Annotated in this window: 11 protein-coding genes; 3 read left to right on the forward strand and 8 right to left on the reverse strand. The window is 65.1% G+C overall.

All coding sequences use genetic code 11. The annotated features are described in order from the left end of the window. Nucleotides 1-29 precede the first annotated feature (29 nt). The 5 genes from C8J42_RS07260 to C8J42_RS07280 all read right to left on the reverse strand — a co-directional run bounded on the left by C8J42_RS07260 (nucleotide 30) and on the right by C8J42_RS07280 (nucleotide 4,927). Nucleotides 30-1,700, reverse strand: coding sequence for a formate--tetrahydrofolate ligase (locus C8J42_RS07260; RefSeq protein WP_133019475.1), 1,671 nt, complete (start codon nucleotides 1,698-1,700; stop codon nucleotides 30-32). 122 nt (nucleotides 1,701-1,822) lie between these two features. After that, entirely contained in the window at nucleotides 1,823-2,308 is a 486-nt protein-coding gene (locus C8J42_RS07265; RefSeq protein ID WP_243644171.1) for a DUF4142 domain-containing protein, read from the reverse strand. Between the two features lie 29 nt (nucleotides 2,309-2,337). Then, complete coding sequence (locus tag C8J42_RS07270) at nucleotides 2,338-3,123, reverse strand: SDR family NAD(P)-dependent oxidoreductase (protein ID WP_133019476.1); 786 nt, start codon at nucleotides 3,121-3,123, stop codon at nucleotides 2,338-2,340. A gap of 12 nt (nucleotides 3,124-3,135) precedes the next feature. Next, nucleotides 3,136-4,314, reverse strand: coding sequence for a zinc-dependent alcohol dehydrogenase (locus tag C8J42_RS07275; RefSeq protein ID WP_133019477.1), 1,179 nt, complete (start codon nucleotides 4,312-4,314; stop codon nucleotides 3,136-3,138). 31 nt (nucleotides 4,315-4,345) lie between these two features. Next, entirely contained in the window at nucleotides 4,346-4,927 is a 582-nt protein-coding gene (locus C8J42_RS07280) for an SRPBCC family protein (RefSeq protein WP_133019478.1), read from the reverse strand. Nucleotides 4,928-5,184: 257 nt separating this feature from the next. Between C8J42_RS07280 and C8J42_RS07285 the strand changes: the two genes are divergently transcribed. Further along, nucleotides 5,185-6,780 carry an isocitrate lyase gene (locus C8J42_RS07285; protein ID WP_133019479.1) on the forward strand — a complete coding sequence of 532 codons (1,596 nt, stop codon included), beginning with the start codon at nucleotides 5,185-5,187 and terminating at the stop codon, nucleotides 6,778-6,780. Between the two features lie 289 nt (nucleotides 6,781-7,069). On the opposite strand, the gene C8J42_RS07290 is transcribed toward C8J42_RS07285, so the two are convergent. Together C8J42_RS07290 and C8J42_RS07295 are read right to left on the reverse strand one after the other, a co-directional pair. Then, on the reverse strand, nucleotides 7,070-10,189 hold the full coding sequence (locus C8J42_RS07290; protein ID WP_133019480.1) for a PAS domain-containing protein: 3,120 nt from the start codon (nucleotides 10,187-10,189) through the stop codon (nucleotides 7,070-7,072). Between the two features lie 310 nt (nucleotides 10,190-10,499). Beyond that, complete coding sequence (locus C8J42_RS07295) at nucleotides 10,500-12,053, reverse strand: aldehyde dehydrogenase (NADP(+)) (protein ID WP_133019481.1); 1,554 nt, start codon at nucleotides 12,051-12,053, stop codon at nucleotides 10,500-10,502. 416 nt (nucleotides 12,054-12,469) lie between these two features. Between C8J42_RS07295 and C8J42_RS07300 the strand changes: the two genes are divergently transcribed. Further along, the gene (locus tag C8J42_RS07300) at nucleotides 12,470-13,561 is read left to right on the forward strand and encodes a LacI family DNA-binding transcriptional regulator (protein WP_133019482.1); all 1,092 of its coding nucleotides are present in this window, start codon (nucleotides 12,470-12,472) and stop codon (nucleotides 13,559-13,561) included. A gap of 81 nt (nucleotides 13,562-13,642) precedes the next feature. Further along, nucleotides 13,643-15,421, forward strand: coding sequence for an IlvD/Edd family dehydratase (locus C8J42_RS07305; RefSeq protein WP_133019483.1), 1,779 nt, complete (start codon nucleotides 13,643-13,645; stop codon nucleotides 15,419-15,421). A gap of 421 nt (nucleotides 15,422-15,842) precedes the next feature. Here C8J42_RS07305 and C8J42_RS07310 read toward each other — a convergent pair whose 3' ends face one another. Next, the gene (locus C8J42_RS07310) at nucleotides 15,843-17,252 is read right to left on the reverse strand and encodes a sugar porter family MFS transporter (RefSeq protein ID WP_133019947.1); all 1,410 of its coding nucleotides are present in this window, start codon (nucleotides 17,250-17,252) and stop codon (nucleotides 15,843-15,845) included. Nucleotides 17,253-17,289 lie beyond the last annotated feature (37 nt).

Raw genomic sequence — 17,289 nt, forward strand, 5'->3', positions numbered from 1 at the left:
CCTCCCCCTGGCGGGGGAGGATTGAGGGTTTAGAAAAGCCCTTCGATCAGGCCTTCGTCGTTGAGGCGGATCGCTTCCGCTGCCGGCACGCGCGGGAGGCCCGGCATGGTCATGATCTCGCCGCAGATCGCGACCACGAACCCGGCACCCGCTGCGAGCCGGACTTCGCGCACTGGCACGATGTGCCCGGTCGGCGCGCCGAGCAGGGCAGGGTCGGTCGAGAAGCTGTACTGCGTCTTGGCGAGGCAGACAGGCAGATGGCCGTAGCCCGCATCCTCCCAGCGCTTCAACTGCGCCAGCACGCTCGGCTCGGCGACCGCGTGTTCGGCGCGGTAGATACGGCGCGCGACGGTGTCGATCTTGTCGAACAGCGACAGTTCGTCGCCATAGATCGGCGCGAACCCGCCCCCGTGCGTGTCGCACAGTTCGGCGACCGCGTCGGCCAGTTCGACCGCGCCAGCGCCACCCTCGGCCCAATGCCGGCAGAGGATCGCGCGCGAGCCGTGTTGCGCGCCGGCCTCGACGATCGCAGCGATCTCCGCGTCGCTGTCGGTGTAGAAATGATTGATCGCGACGACTGCGGGCACGCCGAACTGGCGGATGTTCTCGATATGACGGACGAGATTGACCGCCCCGCGCCGGACGGCGTCGACGTCTTCGCGTCCCAAGTCGGCCTTGGCGACGCCACCGTTCATCTTCAGCGCACGCGCGGTCGCGACGATCACCACCGCATCGGGGGCCAGCCCCGCCTGGCGGCACTTGATGTCGAAGAACTTTTCCGCGCCGAGATCCGCGCCGAAGCCCGCCTCGGTCACCACGTAGTCGCCGAGCGACAGCGCTGCCCGCGTCGCGATCACCGAGTTGCAACCATGCGCGATGTTGGCGAACGGCCCGCCGTGGAGGAACGCTGGCGTCCCCTCCAGCGACTGGACGAGGTTCGGCTTGATCGCCTCCGCCAGCAGCACCGCCATCGCTCCATCCGCCTTGAGGTCGCGCGCGGTGATCGGCGTGCGGTCGCGCGTATAGGCGACGACGATATCGCCCAGCCGCCGCTCCATGTCCGCGAGCCCGTCGGCGAGGCACAGGATCGCCATCACCTCCGACGCGACCGTGATGTCGAAGCCCGATTCGCGCGGATAGCCGTTGGCGACGCCACCGATCGACTGGACGATGTCGCGCAGCGCCCGGTCGTTCATGTCGAGCACGCGACGCCAGACCACGCGGCGGACGTCGATCTGGAGCGCGTTGCCCCAGTGGATGTGGTTGTCGATCATCGCCGCGAGCAAATTATGCGCCGCCGTGATCGCGTGGAAATCGCCGGTGAAGTGGAGGTTGATATCCTCCATCGGCGCGACCTGCGCACGACCACCACCGGTTGCGCCGCCCTTGGTCCCGAAACAGGGCCCGAGCGAGGGTTCGCGAAGAGCGAGGACGGCCTTGCGGCCGGTATGGCGGAGCGCGTCGGCGAGCCCGATCGAGGTCGTGGTCTTGCCTTCGCCTGCCGGGGTCGGGTTGATCGCGGTAACGAGAATGAGCTTGCCGTTGGGCGAAGACTTGCGCGCGTTCAGCCATTCGAGCGAGATCTTCGCCTTGTACCGGCCGTAAGGCTCGATCGCGTCGTCTGGAATGTGCAGGCTATCGGCGACGGCGGCGATAGGGCGCAGGGCGACGCTGCGAGCGATGGCGATATCGGTTTCCATGGCGCTGACCTAGCGGGGCCGGGAACAGCTTTCCAGACGATTAGGCGTCGCCAACGCAGAACGGCGCCCGCTTTGTAAAGCGAGCGCCGTCTGTAAGCGGCTGTCGATAGGACGCCGTATGATTACATCGTCTGCAGTTCGGTGATGTGCGTCTGGACGACCGGTACGATCGAAGCTGCAACCGTCTTGAGACCCGCCACGGTACCCTTGTCCGCATAGCCCTGCTGCAACGTCAGGGCCTTGGCATGGGCAGCCTTCTGCTGCGTCACGTACAGCCGATCGCGCGCCGTGCCCTTCGCGGCGCGAAGTGCCGCGACGTTCTTGGCACCCATCGGATCGAGCTTGGGCGGTGCGACCTTCACATGCGCCGCCATCGCCGCGGCCTTCACGTCCGCGGTGCTCTTGGTGTGATCGGTGATCATCATCTGCGCGAAGCTCTTGAGCTTCGGATTGGTGGTCGTCTCGAGCAGGATCTGGCTCGACGTCTTCTCGTACAGGTCGCCGGCACCGGCCTTCATCACATAGGTGGATGCGGGCATCGGTGCCTGTGCAGAGACGGCGGCAATCGGCAGCGCGATCAGCGCGGCGGCAGTCAGAAATCGTGTCATGGTCTTTTCTCTCCTGTTGAAACTGTCGTTCAATCGTTCGCGGTGCCGGGCTCGGCCATCTTGCGGTGCATCTCGGCGAGCACGGCGTTCGGCGTGACGTTTGCGATCGCCGACTGGACCTTGTTCTTCCAGCCCGACACGACCGCGGCCTTGCCGGACATCAGCGCGTCCCAGCCGTCCTTCGCCACGTCCGCGGGATCGCTTTTCTTGGGATCGGTCCCGACATCGGTGTCCATCATGTGCGCACGGTCGAAGAACTCGGTATCGACCGGGCCGGGCATCAGGTTGGTCAGCGTGACGCCATCCGCATCCTTGATCTCGTTCTGGATCGCCGCGACGAAGCTGTCGACGAAGCTCTTCGTGCCGTTATACACCGCCCGGAACGCACCGGGGATGTAGCCTGCGATCGATCCGGTCACGAGCACCTTGCCTGCGTTGCGCGCGACCATCGGCGGCAACACCTTTTGCAACAGATACGCCGTGCCGATGACGTTGGTGTCGACGACCTTGCGCCACTCGGCCAGATCCTGATCGAGGAACGCCTTGCCGAGCCCGCGCCCGGCATTCGCACAGACCAGATCGATCGTCCGGCCGTTCGTGGCCGCAAGCAACTGGTCGACGCCTTCGATCGTCGAGAGGTCGGCCTGGAGCGACTGAACATCGGTGCCGAACTGCTTGAAGTCCTGCGCGGCAGCGTCGATCAACGCCTCGTCGGCTACGACCAGTATGTCGTAGCCGTCCTTCGCCGCCAGGGTCGCCAGCTCGAAACCGATACCGGTCGACGCGCCGGTGATGATTGCGAATTTATCAGCCATTGTCAGATATCCTCAGTTGAAGCCGGGCTTGAGCACGACCTTCGTCACTTCGTTCTGGTTGTTCTTGAACATGTCGTAGCCCTTCGGGGCGTCCTCCAGATCCATGCGGTGCGAGATCAGGAAGGTGGTGTCGATCTTGCCCTCCATGATCGCGTTGAGCAGCGCAGGCATGTAATGCTGGACATGCGTCTGGCCGGTCTTGAGCGTCAGCCCCTTCTCCATGAAGGCGCCGAGCGGGAACTTGTCGACGAACCCGCCGTACACCGCCGGCATCGACACCCGCCCGCCCTTGCGACACGCGATGATCGCCTGGCGGATCGAATGCGTCCGATCGGTGCCAAGGAAGGTAGACGCCTTGATCTGGTCGACCACGTTGTCGACGAAGAAACCGTGTGCCTCCAAGCCGACGCTGTCGATCACGGCGTCGGGGCCGATGCCGCCGGTCATGACCATCAACGTCTCGTATACGGCCGACTGCTCGTAGTTGATCGTCTCAGCGCCGAACTTCTTTGCGAGGTTCAGGCGGTGGGGGAAGTGGTCGATCGCGATCACGCGTTCGGCGCCCATGAGGAAGGCCGACTGTACCGCGAACAGCCCGACTGGTCCGCAACCCCAGACCGCGACCGTGTCACCGGGTTCGATCTGCGCATTTTCCGCCGCCATCCAGCCGGTCGGCAGGATGTCAGAGAGAAACAGCACTTTCTCGTCGTCGACGCCGTCGGGAATGACGATCGGGCCGACGTCGCTGAACGGCACGCGGACATATTCCGCCTGTCCGCCGGCATAACCGCCGGTCATGTGACTATAGCCGAACAGCCCCGACATGGGCTGGCCATAGATTTCCTGCGCGATGTCCTGCTTGTCGGCGGGGAGGCCGTTGTCGCATGCCGAATACTGGTGCTTGCCGCAATGATAGCAGCTGCCGCAGGCGATCGTGAACGGAACGACGACCTTCTGGCCCTTCTTCAGCGTCGACTTCGCGCCGACCTCGACGACTTCGCCCATGAATTCGTGGCCGAGGATGTCGCCGGCCTGCATCGTCGGGATATAGCCGTCGTATAAATGCAGATCGGAGCCGCAGATCGCGGTCGCAGTGACCTTGATGATGCAGTCACGCTGGTTGACGATTTCAGGGTCGTCGACCGTATCGACGCGGACGTCGTGCTTACCGTGCCATGCCAGTGCGCGCATCAGCGTCGCTCCCCAATAAGAATCGCGCGCATCAGGCCATCTCCTCTTCATGCTGCTTGCGGTTCATCGCGGAGGTGGCGATCTCACCGGTTTCCATGAGTTGCTTGAAACGGCGCAAGTCCCGGCGGGCTTGGATCGCGGGTTCGCGCTGGAACATCTTGGCGATCAGCTTGCCGATCACGCCACCCGGCGGATCGTACAGGATGGTCGCAACGACCACCGTGCCGCGCGCGCCCGCATCCCGAAACTCGACGCGGCCGCTGTTAGGCACGTCCGCGCCATCCTCCGACGACCATGCGATGAAGCTGTCCTGCGCTTCGTCGGTAATCGCCGACGTCCATTCATAGGATTTGCCCGCCGGACCCTTGACCACCCAATGCGAGCGGCGCTGGTCGAGGACGTCGATACGCTCGACATTCTCCATGAAGGTCGGAAGGTTTGCGAAATCGCGGAAATAGGCGAACAGTTCGCCGACCGGGCGATTGATCGTAACCGCACGGGCAACGATGCTGCTGCCCTTGCCGTCCGCAAGGTCCTGCGTAGCGTCCGCTACGGCGTCGCTTCGCTTGGACGTGCTTAGTGGAGCATCATCTCTTGGATCGCTTTCAGTCATCACCGTCTCCTGGCTGCGAAGTCCTTCCAACAGTGTCCGAAGACCTATGTTCCGCCGCCTTGGTCTTGAATTTGCAAGACTTGATATCGATCAGGACATTCGACGCCGCGCGAAATCCGCCTTGTGTCACGAAGTTTACATCATCACATTCGAAAAGCGGCGATCGTTACACGCGCACGCCAATCTCAAGGTGATTTGGCCACTTGGCAATGTAAATATACCTACACGTCGATCATCGCAGCAGACGAGGATCGCCCGTGACCTACCAGACGCACATCGCCCAGTTGACCAATCTCATCGCCGACCAGAACGGCACGTGGGACGCGATCTCGCCCGAGTCCGTCGCGCGGATGCGGCTCCAGAACCGGTTCAATACCGGCCTCGACATCGCGCGCTACACTGCGGCGATCATGCGCAAGGACATGGCCGCTTACGACGCGGACCCGGCCAACTACACGCAGTCGCTCGGCTGCTGGCACGGGTTCATCGCGCAGCAGAAGATGATCAGCATCAAGAAGCATTTCGGCACCACCGACCGCCGGTACCTGTACCTTTCGGGCTGGATGGTCGCGGCGATGCGGAGCGAATTCGGTCCGCTACCCGACCAGTCGATGCACGAGAAGACCCGCGTCCCCGCGCTGATCGAGGAACTCTACACCTTTCTCCGGCAGGCAGATGCGCGCGAACTCGGCATGATGTTCCGCGACGTCGACGCGGCGCGTGCGTCCGGTAACGCGATCGAGGAACAGCGGCTGCTCAACGCGATCGAGAACCACCAGACGCACGTCGTGCCGATCATCGCCGACATCGATGCGGGCTTCGGCAATGCGGAGGCGACGTATCTGCTCGCGCGAAAGATGATCGAGGCGGGCGCCTGCGCGCTCCAGATCGAGAACCAGGTCAGCGACGAGAAGCAGTGCGGTCACCAGGACGGCAAGGTCACCGTGCCGCACGAGGACTTCCTCGCGAAGGTCCGCGCGTGCCGTTACGCGTTCCTAGAACTCGGCGTCGAGGACGGCATCATCGTTACGCGCACCGACTCGCTCGGCGCGGGCCTCACCAAGCAGATCGCGGTCAGCAAGGAAGCGGGCGACCTGGGCGACCAGTATAACTCGTACCTCGATTGCGAGGAGATCGATCCGGCGACCGCGCAGAACGGCGACGTCATTCTCAACCGCGACGGCAAGCTGCTCCGGCCTAAGCGCCTGCCGTCGAACCTGTTCCAGTTCCGCGCGGGGACTGGCGAGGATCGCTGCGTGATGGACTGCATCGCCTCGCTACAGAATGGCGCGGACCTGCTGTGGATCGAGACCGAGAAGCCGCATATCGAGCAGATCGCCGGCATGGTCGACCGCATCCGCGAAGTCGTCCCCAATGCGAAGCTCGTCTACAACAACTCGCCAAGCTTCAACTGGACGTTGAACTTCCGCCAGCAGGTGTTCGATTGCTGGTCGACGGCGGGCGAGGACGTCTCCGCCTATGACCGCGCCCGCCTGATGAGTGTCGATTACGATGGCACGACGCTCGCCGACGAAGCTGATGAACGCATCCGCACCTTCCAGGCGGACTCGGCCAAGCGCGCGGGCATCTTCCACCACCTGATCACGCTGCCGACGTACCACACGGCTGCGCTTTCGACCGACAATCTCGCGAAAGAGTATTTCGGGGATGCGGGGATGCTCGGCTATGTGAAGGGCGTCCAGCGCAAGGAAATCCGCGAGGGGATCGCCTGCGTGAAGCACCAGAACATGTCGGGCTCGGACCTTGGCGATGATCATAAGGAGTATTTTGCGGGTGAGGCGGCTCTGAAGGCTGGCGGCGCGCATAATACGATGAACCAGTTTGCGGCCTGACGCCCAAGCCGGAGCGAAAGCTCCGGCGCGGATCCGGCATCACGCCCGGCCGGCGGGGCCAAAAGCCCCGTCCGGCGACGCGGCTTTGCCGCGGCGCTAAGGCTTGTCTCGTTGATGCTAGCCTTGACCGACTGCTGCGCCTGCCAATCCTCCCCCGCAAGGGGGAAGTGTCGCCGAAGGTGACGGCGGGGGAGGACACGGAACAGAGGTCACCTTATCCTCCCCCTCCGTCAGGCTACGCCTGCCACCTCCCCCTTGCGGGGGAGGATCGCTAAACTGCCGACCGGCTTTACTCCGCCGAGTCCACCCGGTCCGCCGCAAGCGGTTCCGCCAGCGCCGTCTCACCCAGCGATGCCAGCACCGCCGCCGTCAGCGCATCGAGCCCGTACGGCTTCTCCAGCATGATCGCATCCGTATCGCCCTCGACCGACGCGGTGTCACCGCTCGCGAAGACGATCCCGACGCCCGGTCGCAGCGCGCGCGCGGTGCGGGCGAAGTCCGGCCCCGACACGCCAGGCAGATTGATGTCGGTAACCAGCGCGTCGATCGGCACGGTCTGGAGCGCGGTCATCGCGTCCTCGGCACTCGCCGCGTCGACCACCACGAAGCCGCTGCCTTGCAGCATCTCGGCGGTGTTCGCGCGGATCATCTCGTCGTCCTCGACCAGCAACACGGTGCGCCTTGCCGACGCGTCCAGCCGTCGATCCGCTTCGATCCGCGCATCGCGAGCGACCTTGGCGGCATGCGAGTCGCCGCGCTGCCGATTGGCCAGCACTTCGCGGAATTTCCGTGCCAGCGCCTCGCGCGAATACGGCTTAGACAACAGGTCGACGCCGGCATCGAGTTTGCCGCCGTGCACGATCGAATTCTCGGTATAGCCCGACGTGAACAGCACCACGAGATTGGGCAGCCGCTCCTTCGCCTTGCGCGCGAGTTCCGGACTTTTGAGCGTTCCGGGCATCACCACGTCGGTGAACAGGATGTCGATCGGCACGCCGCTCTCGACCACGTTGAGCGCGCTGGCCGCGTCGACCGACTTCAGGACGCTGTAGCCGAGATCGGTCAGCAGCTCGACCACGGTGGTGCGGACCTCGTCGTCATCCTCGACCACCAGCACCGTCTCCGTGCCGCCGCAGATCGGCCCCGCATCGGCGACGACCTCGACGTCCTCGCTCTCCATCGCGCGCGGGAGGTACAGCTTGATCGTCGTGCCTTCGCCGACCTCGGAATAGATCTTCACATGACCGCCGGACTGTTTGACGAAGCCGTAGACCATCGACAGGCCGAGGCCAGAGCCCTTGCCTTCGCTCTTGGTCGAGAAGAACGGTTCGAAGACCTTCTCGATGATTTCCGGGCTCATGCCGCTGCCGGTATCGGACACCGCGAGCAGGACGTACTGCCCGGCTTCGACCTCCTCGTGGCTGCGCGCATAGGCGTCGTCGAGATGGGCGTTGCCGAGTTCAATGGTGAGTTTGCCCTGGCCCTCCATCGCGTCGCGCGCGTTGATCGCGAGGTTGAGCAGCGCGTTCTCGATCTGCGCGGGGTCGATGAAGGTGTTCCACAGGCCACCGCCGACCACGGTCTCGATCTCGACGCCCTCGCCGATCGCGCGACGCAGCATGTCGTCCATCCCGCGTACGAACCGCGTGACGTTGACGACCTTAGGCTCGAGCGCCTGGCGACGTCCGAACGCGAGCAACTGTGAGGCGAGCTTCGAGCCGCGCGTGACGCCGGCCATCGCGTTGGCGACCCAGCGCTCCGCACGCTCGTTCCCGGCGAGGTTCTTGCCGAGCAGCTGGAGATTGCCCGAAACGACCTGAAGCAGATTGTTGAAGTCGTGCGCGACGCCGCCGGTGAGCTTGCCGACAGTCTCCATCTTCTGCGACTGGGCAAGCTTGGCTTCGGCCTCGCGGCGCTCGCCGATCTCGGCGATCACGCGCGCCTCCAACGTCTCGTTGAGCTGGCGGAGCTGATCCTCGGCGCGTTCGCGGTGGCGGACCTGGCGGGCGAGCGCTTCGGCCTGTTCGCGCAAGGCGGCCTCGGCGGCGCGCTGGTGCGTGATGTCGGTGTGGACGCCGACCCATTCGATGACTTCGCCCGCCGAATCGAGGATTGGCAGGCTGCGGACCGCGAAGGTGCGCCATGCCCCGCAATGGCGGCGGACGCGGTGTTCGAACACGAACATCGACTTGTTCAGGACGGCGGCGGTCCACGCCTTGATCGTCGATGCGACATCGTCGGGGTGGATCGCGTCGGCCCAGCCAAAATTCTGGTATTCGTCGATCGACTGGCCGGTGAGCGTCGCCCAGCCGGGTTGCTCGCCGATCATTCGGCCGTCCGGGCTGTTGGTCCAGAGCACGCCGTGGACCGCATCCATCGCGGTGCGGAAGCGGCCGTTGCTGATGCCGAGTGCGGCCTCGCGTTCGGCGCGATCCTCCACGTCGATGCCGAGCACGTAGATGCCGGCGATCGCGCCGTCCGCCTGGACATGCGGAACATAGCGGAATTCGGAGCGGCGCGGACGGCCGTCGCGGTGCGGAAAGACGGTTTGCGCGATGAAGCTCTCGCCGGCCAACGCGCGCTCGAACGAGGGGCGGCGATCCTGGTAGACCGCGTCGCCGAGCACGTCGCGGACGGGCTTGCCGATCATCGTCTCGGGCGAGATGCCGAGCCATTCGTCATATTGCGCGTTGGCGAGACGATAGACGTGGTCGCGATCGACGTACGAGATCAGCATCGGCACGGCGTCGGTGACACGGCGGAGTTCGGCTTCGCTGGCGGCGAGGCGGTGCTCGGCTTCGACGCGGCCGCTATTGTCGACCATCGTGCACAGGACGCCGCCGACTGTGCCACCGGCGCAATAGACAGGCGTGTAGAACAGGTCGAGCGTCAGCGTTTCGGGGCCTTCGGGGCGCCGGAACAGGATCGGCTGGTCGCGGTAGGCGACGGTCTCGCCGCGCAGGCTTGCTTCGAGGACCGCGCGGTTCCAGTCCCACACCTCGGGGAACGCGGTCGCGACCGGGCTGCCGAGCGCGGCCGGGTGGCGGTCGCCGGCGACGGCGCGGTAGCTGTCGTTGTAGAGCATGACGTGTTCGGGCCCCCACATCACGACCTTGGCGACGGGCGAGTTGAGGATGTTGGCGAGCGTGACGCGGAGTTCGGCGGGCCACGAGTCGATCGGGCCGAGCGAGGTCGCGCTCCAGTCGCGCTGGCGGACGAGCATCCCGCATTCGCCGCCACCGATCAGGAATTCGGCGGGCTTTTGCAGGACGTCGCGGTCGCGCATCTGTTGGAGCGCGGTGCGGACGATGGCGGCGGCGTCGCCATGCCCTCCGTCGGTCAATTCGTCGATGTAGCTGCCGAGGTCTGCGGGCAGGGAAATGGTGCGCGACGAGTCAGGCGTTGTCATGCCGGACTAGTGGGTATCGCGCGCGCGCGTGTCAATGATTAGGGGTGTTTGGGAAGCTCTGCCCCTCCCTCATACCACCCCGGCGAAGGCCGGGGCCCAATTGGAAAGGTGGCAGTAACGACGGGTGGCGCTCCGTTGACAACTCCACCCAATTGGGCCCCGGCCTACGCCGGGGTGGTGCGGGGGGAGCAACCGATCTCCCAGCATGTTTCCCCGCGAAGGCGGGGACCCAGACTGGCTCCCGCCTTCGCGGGAGAACAAGGAAGGGCGCCCTGCCGTTCGGCAGCGCGCCCTTCCTTCTCTCATCCGATCAGCCCTCGGTGCGCGGCAGGCCCAATGGATTGTCGTACTTGACCGCCTTCGGCAGCAACGCATCGGGCAGATCCTGGTAGCAGACCGGGCGCAGGAAGCGCTCGATCGCCGCGGTACCGACCGAGGTCGTGCGCGGGTCCGAGGTGGCGGGGAAGGGGCCGCCGTGTACCATCGCAGGGGCAACCTCGACACCGGTTGGCCAGCCGTTCGCGAGGATGCGACCGGCCTTCCGCTCGAGCACCGGCACCAGAGCTGCGGCATCGGCATAGTCGCCCTCGTCGATCTGCAGCGTGATCGTCAGCTGACCCTCGACCTGTTCGAGGACCTGGCGGACCTCGGCGATATCGGCGCAGCGGACGATGATCGAGGCAGCCCCGAACACTTCATGCGACAGCGCAGGGTCGGCGACGAACGCCTTGCCGGTGGTCGAGAACAAAGCCGCACGACCGCGGTTTGCGCCTTCGGCTTCGGTGCCGCGTGCGATCGTCTCGACCGCGTCGTGACCGGCAAGCGCGGCGACGCCCTTGTCGTAGCTGGCATGGATGCCGGGGGTGAGCATCACCTGAGGTGCTGCGGCACCCAATGCTGCTGCCGCGGCTTCGACGAACACGTCGAGATCGGGGCCATCGACCGCGATCACGATGCCCGGGTTGGTGCAGAACTGGCCCGAGCCCATCGTCAGCGAACCGACATAGGCCGTGCCGAGTGCCGCGCCGCGTGCCGCGAGGGCCGCGGGGAACACGATCACCGGATTGACGCTGCTCATCTCGGCGTAGACCGGGATCGGCTCGGGACGGGCTGCGGCGAGTGCCACCAGCGCAAGGCCACCGCCGCGCGAGCCGGTAAAGCCGACCGCCTTGATGCGCGCGTCCTTGACGAGGGCGGCGCCGAGTTCATTCGCAGGGCCCTGGACCAGCGAGAACACGCCCTCGGGCAGACCGCACTTGGCAACCGCGGCCTGGATCGCCTTGCCGACCATCACCGACGTGCCGGGATGCGCTGGGTGGCCCTTGACCACGACCGGGCAACCGGCGGCGAGTGCGGAGGCGGTGTCGCCGCCAGCAACCGAGAAGGCGAGCGGGAAGTTGGATGCACCGAACACCGCGACCGGGCCGACCGCGATGCGGCGCTGGCGAAGGTCGGAGCGGGGGGCGGGCTTACGATCGGGCTGCGCTTCGTCGATGATGACCGAGGCCCAGGTGCCGGCGCGGAGATGCTTGGCGAACAGGCGGAGCTGACCGGTGGTACGACCGCGCTCGCCTTCGAGGCGTGGGCGGGGCAGGCCGCTCTCCTGGATCGCACGGGCGACGAGCGGCTCGTGGATCGCCTCGATCTCGTCGGCGATCGTCTCGAGGAATTTCGCGCGCGTTTCGGGATCGGTTTCGCGGAAGGTATCGAACGCTGCTTCGGCGAGCTTGCAGGCTTCCGCGACATCTTCTTCGCTCGAAACCGCGAAAGCGGGTTCGATCTTCGCATCGGTCGACGGGTCGATTGCGAGGAAGGTGACGTCGCTGTCTACGGCGCGCGCGCCGATCGGGAAGGTACCGTCCATGTCAGTTCTCCAAATCAAATCGAGGGACGCACCGACCGGAACGGCGGTGCGTCGGAAAATCGTCGGCCAAAATGCGCCGAGGCCACAAAGGTCGCGCTATCACTCTCAGCTACCTGCTCCAATGTGGTGCGAAGGCGAACTATGTTCCAGTGCGTAGCAGCAGTCGCGGACGGCAATGTGACACCGAGGCCATGGCTTGGGGTAGAGTGTAGGGATCAGATCGTATCGCACGCGCACTCCCCGTTCGTCCCCTGTGTGCTTGCCGCGCAATCAGGCAAATCCCGATTGTCCGACTAATCTTGGGAGCGATAACACGCAAGAGCGAACGGCCGCGGCGCGATGTTCTCTGAGTATACGACCACGGTAACTCAGATTACATGCTGATAATATTGCAATCACCTGCTAAAAAGCGCGGCATGAGCCTCGCCACGCGCAAGCCGCGCAACACTTCGGGCCGCAGAAGCGGCGCACCCACCATTTCCGACGTCGCGGTTCTCGCAGGCGTTTCGCCGATGACCGTTTCGCGCGTCATCAATGGGGAAGCGAAGGTCCGAGAGGCGACGCGCGAGGCGGTCAACGTCGCGATCGATACGCTGCGATACGCCCCCAACCGCGCCGCGCGCAGCCTAGCCGGCGGCGGGCAGATGCGGATCGGCCTGCTCTACAGCAATCCGAGCGCGGCATATCTAAGCGAATTCCTGGTCGGCAGCCTCGAACAGGCGAGCCGCAGCGACGTGCAGTTGATCGTCGAGAAATGCGACATCGGCGACCATGAGATCGAAGTGGCGCGGCATATGATCGAGAGCGGGATCGACGGCGTCATCCTGCCGCCGCCACTGTGCGATTCGCGCGCGGTGCTCGACGTGCTAACCGAGGCCGGCGTGCCGACCGTGGTCGTCGCGACCGGGTCCCCACCGGAGGGGTCGGCCGCGGTCACGATCGACGATTTCGAAGCGGCACGCGCGATGACCGAACACCTGGTTAAGCTGGGGCATTCGCGGATCGGGTTCATCATCGGCAACCCGAACCAGACCGCGAGCCGGCTTCGTCACGAGGGGTATCTCGCGGCGATCGCCGATGCCGGTCTGGCGCCGGACGAGTCGCTGGTGGTGAACGGCCTGTTTACCTATCGCTCCGGTCTCGACGGTGCCGAGCAATTGCTCGACGCGAAGGACGCGCCCACCGCGATCTTTGCCAGCAACGACGACATGGCGGCGGCGACCGTCGCGGTCGCGCATCGTCGGGGTCTCGACGTGCCGGGCGACCTGACGGTGTGCGGGTTCGACGACAGCGCGCTTGCGACGACGATCTGGCCCGAACTGACGACGATCCACCAGCCGATCGCCGACATGTCGCGCGCGGCGGTAGAGTTGCTGGTCTCGGCGATCTTCAATCGGCGCAGCGGCGGCAAGGATGCGAACGGCCATGTCGTTCTCGATTATACCCTGGTGCGCCGTCAGTCGGACGCCGCGCCGCGTCGCCGACCACCGTCGCGCGTTCACGCATAGTATCGACTGGCGCTTGACCGACCGACGATCGTCGCGGTAGCGCTCCCATCAAATAATCGACCGCGTTCAGGAGAGTTTGCAGTGGACCGTGTACCGGTGAAGTCGTTCCGATCGCGCGACTGGTTCGCCGATCCCGCCCGCTCTGACATGACTGCGCTGTATCTCGAACGTTTCATGAATTACGGGTTGACACCGGCCGAGTTGCGCTCCGGGCGGCCGATCATCGGCATCGCGCAGTCGGGTAGCGACCTTTCGCCGTGCAACCGCATCCATCTCGAACTCGCCAAGCGAACGCGCGACGGCATTCGTGACGCAGGCGGCATCGCGATGGAGTTTCCGGTCCATCCGATCTTCGAGAATTGCCGGCGGCCGACCGCGGCGCTCGATCGCAACCTGGCGTATCTGGGGCTGGTCGAGACGCTCTACGGCTATCCGATCGACGCGGTCGTGCTGACGACCGGGTGCGACAAGACCACGCCGTCGGGGATCATGGCGGCATCGACCGTCGATATTCCGGCGATCGTGCTGTCGGGCGGACCGATGCTCGACGGCTGGCATGACGGCGAACTGGTCGGTTCTGGCACGGTGATCTGGCGTAGCCGGCGCAAGCTGGCCGCGGGTGAGATCGACGAGGAGGAATTCCTCAACCGCGCCACCGACAGCGCGCCGTCCGCCGGGCATTGCAACACGATGGGCACGGCGTCGACGATGAACGCGGTGGCCGAGGCGCTCGGGCTGTCGTTGACCGGCTGCGCGGCGATCCCGGCGCCGTACCGCGAGCGCGGCCAAATGGCATACGAGACCGGCCGCCGGATCGTCGAGATGGCGTATGAGGACCTGCGCCCGTCGAAGATTCTCACGCGCGACAGCTTCCTCAACGCGATCCGCGTGGTCAGCGCGATCGGCGGATCGAGCAACGCGCAACCGCACATCATGGCAATGGCGCAGCATGCCGGCGTGACGCTGTACCCGGAGGACTGGTCGGATCATGGCTATGACTTACCGCTGCTGGTCAACATGCAGCCGGCGGGCAAGTATCTCGGCGAGCGGTTTCACCGCGCTGGCGGCGTGCCCGCGGTGTTGCACGAGCTGATTGCGGGCGGGAAGCTCGACACGTCCTGCCTCACCGTCACCGGCCGATCGATCGGTGAGAACATCGCTGGCCGCGAGACGCGCGATCGCGAGATGATCAAGCCGTTCTATGCACCGATGATGGAACGCGCCGGCTTCCTGGTGCTGAAGGGCAACCTGTTCGATTTCGGGATCATGAAGACGTCGGTGATCTCGCCGGCGTTCCGCACGCGCTATCTCTCGACTCCGGGGGCCGAGGATCGGTTCGAGGCGCGAGCGATCGTATTCGAGGGATCGGACGATTATCACCACCGGATCAACGATCCCGCGCTCGACATCGACGAGGGCTGTATCCTTGTAATCCGCGGCGCGGGACCGATCGGTTGGCCGGGCTCGGCGGAAGTCGTCAACATGCAGCCACCCGACGCGCTGATCCAGCGCGGCGTGCTGGCGCTGCCGACGCTTGGCGACGGGCGGCAGTCTGGGACGTCGGACAGTCCTTCGATCCTGAACGTGTCGCCCGAGAGCGCGGTCGGCGGTGGGCTGTCGTGGATCCGGACGGGCGACGTGGTGCGGATCGATCTGATCGCGGGGACCTGCGATGCGCTGGTCGAACCCGACGAGATTGCGCGACGCAAGGGCGAGGGGCTGCCACCGGTGCCCGAGAGCAATACGCCATGGGAAGAACTGTACCGTGAAAAGACCGGGCAGCTGGCCGAGGGCGGCGTGCTCGACTTCGCGGTGAAGTATCGCGGGATTTCGGCGAAGACGCCTCGGCATAACCACTGAGGCGTGAGGTCTGAGAGCGGGGCTCGGTGTCTCGCCCCTTACTTAAGTCACTGATCGTCTTCAGCGTCGAGAATGCATACTAGCTGACCTTTGCGATAAATTCGCAAGGGTCAGCCAATATGGTTTCGCGCCTCCGCTGGAGTGACCGAGGGAGGCGGCCAAGCGCCTCGAGACGCGGTATCATGAACCGAAGTCGTCCTCCCAAAAGCACCCCCCCGGCGAAGGCCGGGGCTCAGTTGGGGGACGTTGCTAACGGAAGGTCCCCCGTTATTTCCGCCTCGCCAACTGGGACCCGGCCTCCGCCGGGGTAGTTGCTATCGTGGGGAGGACGATGGCGGTCTGACACGACCACGCCAAATCGAACTCCGCGATGACTCGTACCTACCGGACCGCGACCCAAGCCGCGGTCCGGCAGTCGGCATCACCCCACCATGTCTTCCAGCTCGCGGCCGCGGGTTTCCGAAACCATCTTCCAGACGAAGAAGAACGAGACGAACGCCGACAGCGCGTAGAAGCCGTAGGTGAGCGACAGGCCGAGCGAGATCGCCATCGTCGGGAAGCTGACCGAGATCGCGAAGTTGGCGAACCACTGCGCGAAGCCCGCGACCGCCAGGCCCGAGCCACGGATCTGCGTCGGGAACATCTCCCCGAGCATCACCCACATGATTGGGCCCCAGCTCAGGTTGAAGAACACGACATACGCATTGGCCGCGATCAGCGCGATCAGGCCGTTGCGATCCGACAGGTGCAGCGAACCCTCGACGATCGCACCGCTGGCGAAGCAAATCGCGACGATCGCCAGCGCGACGGTCATGCCGGCCGAACCGATCAGCAGGAGCGGCTTCCGACCGACCTTGTCGACCAGCGCGACGGTCAGCAGGCAGGCGATGATCGACAGCGAGCCCGACAGGATGTTGATCAGCAGCGCATCGCTCTCGCTAAAGCCGACCGACTGCCACAGCACCGAGCCATAATAGAACACGATGTTGATGCCGACGAACTGCTGGAAGATTGCGAGGCCGATGCCGGTCCAGACGATCGGGCGGATCTTGCCGCTCGCCTTGTCGATCAGGTCGGACAGCTTGGGGCGGTGCGCGTCGACCGACAGCGAGCCGCGGATTTCGGCGACCTTGCGCGTGGCCTCGGCTGCACCGAACAGGCGCGTGAGGACGACCTGCGCCTCGTCGTAACGGCCCTTGAGGACCAGGAAGCGCGGGCTTTCGGGGATCAGGAACAGCGTCGCGAGATAGATCGCGGCGGGGATGACCTGCATCCAGAACATCCAGCGCCATGCCGGGTAATCGAGCCAGAACAACGCGGTCGACGATCCGGCGATGCGCGCAAGATACCAGTTGGCGACGAACGCACCGGTCAGGCCGGTGATGATCATGATCTGCTGCACGCTCGAAAGCCGGCCGCGGACGTTCGCGGGGACGACTTCGGAGATGTAGACCGGGGCGAGCACGCTGGCCGCACCGATGCCGAGACCGCCGACGATGCGGGCGAGCACGAACATCGTCGCCGACGTTGCCGCACCCGCAGCGAGCGCGCTAACGATGAAGAGGACGGCGGCGATCATCATGACGTTGCGGCGGCCGAGGTTGTCGGCAAGCCGCCCGGCCATGAACGCGCCGACCGACGAGCCGATCAGGATCGCGCCGACGGTGAAGCCGGTGCCGAGCGACGACAGCGCGAACGTGCTCTCGAGCCCCGCCTGCGTGCCGTTGATGACGCCCGAGTCATAGCCGAACATGAACCCGCCGATGGTCGCAACGATGACGATCATCGCAATCAGGGCTCGGTTCACTTGGGGCGCGGGTTCTGCCGCTATAGTCATTGGTTTTCCTCTCCGTGACGGCGCTCTAACG

The sequence above is a fragment of the Sphingomonas sp. PP-CE-1A-559 genome, from assembly GCF_004340965.1.
In the GTDB taxonomy this organism is placed as follows: Bacteria; Pseudomonadota; Alphaproteobacteria; order Sphingomonadales; family Sphingomonadaceae; genus Sphingomonas.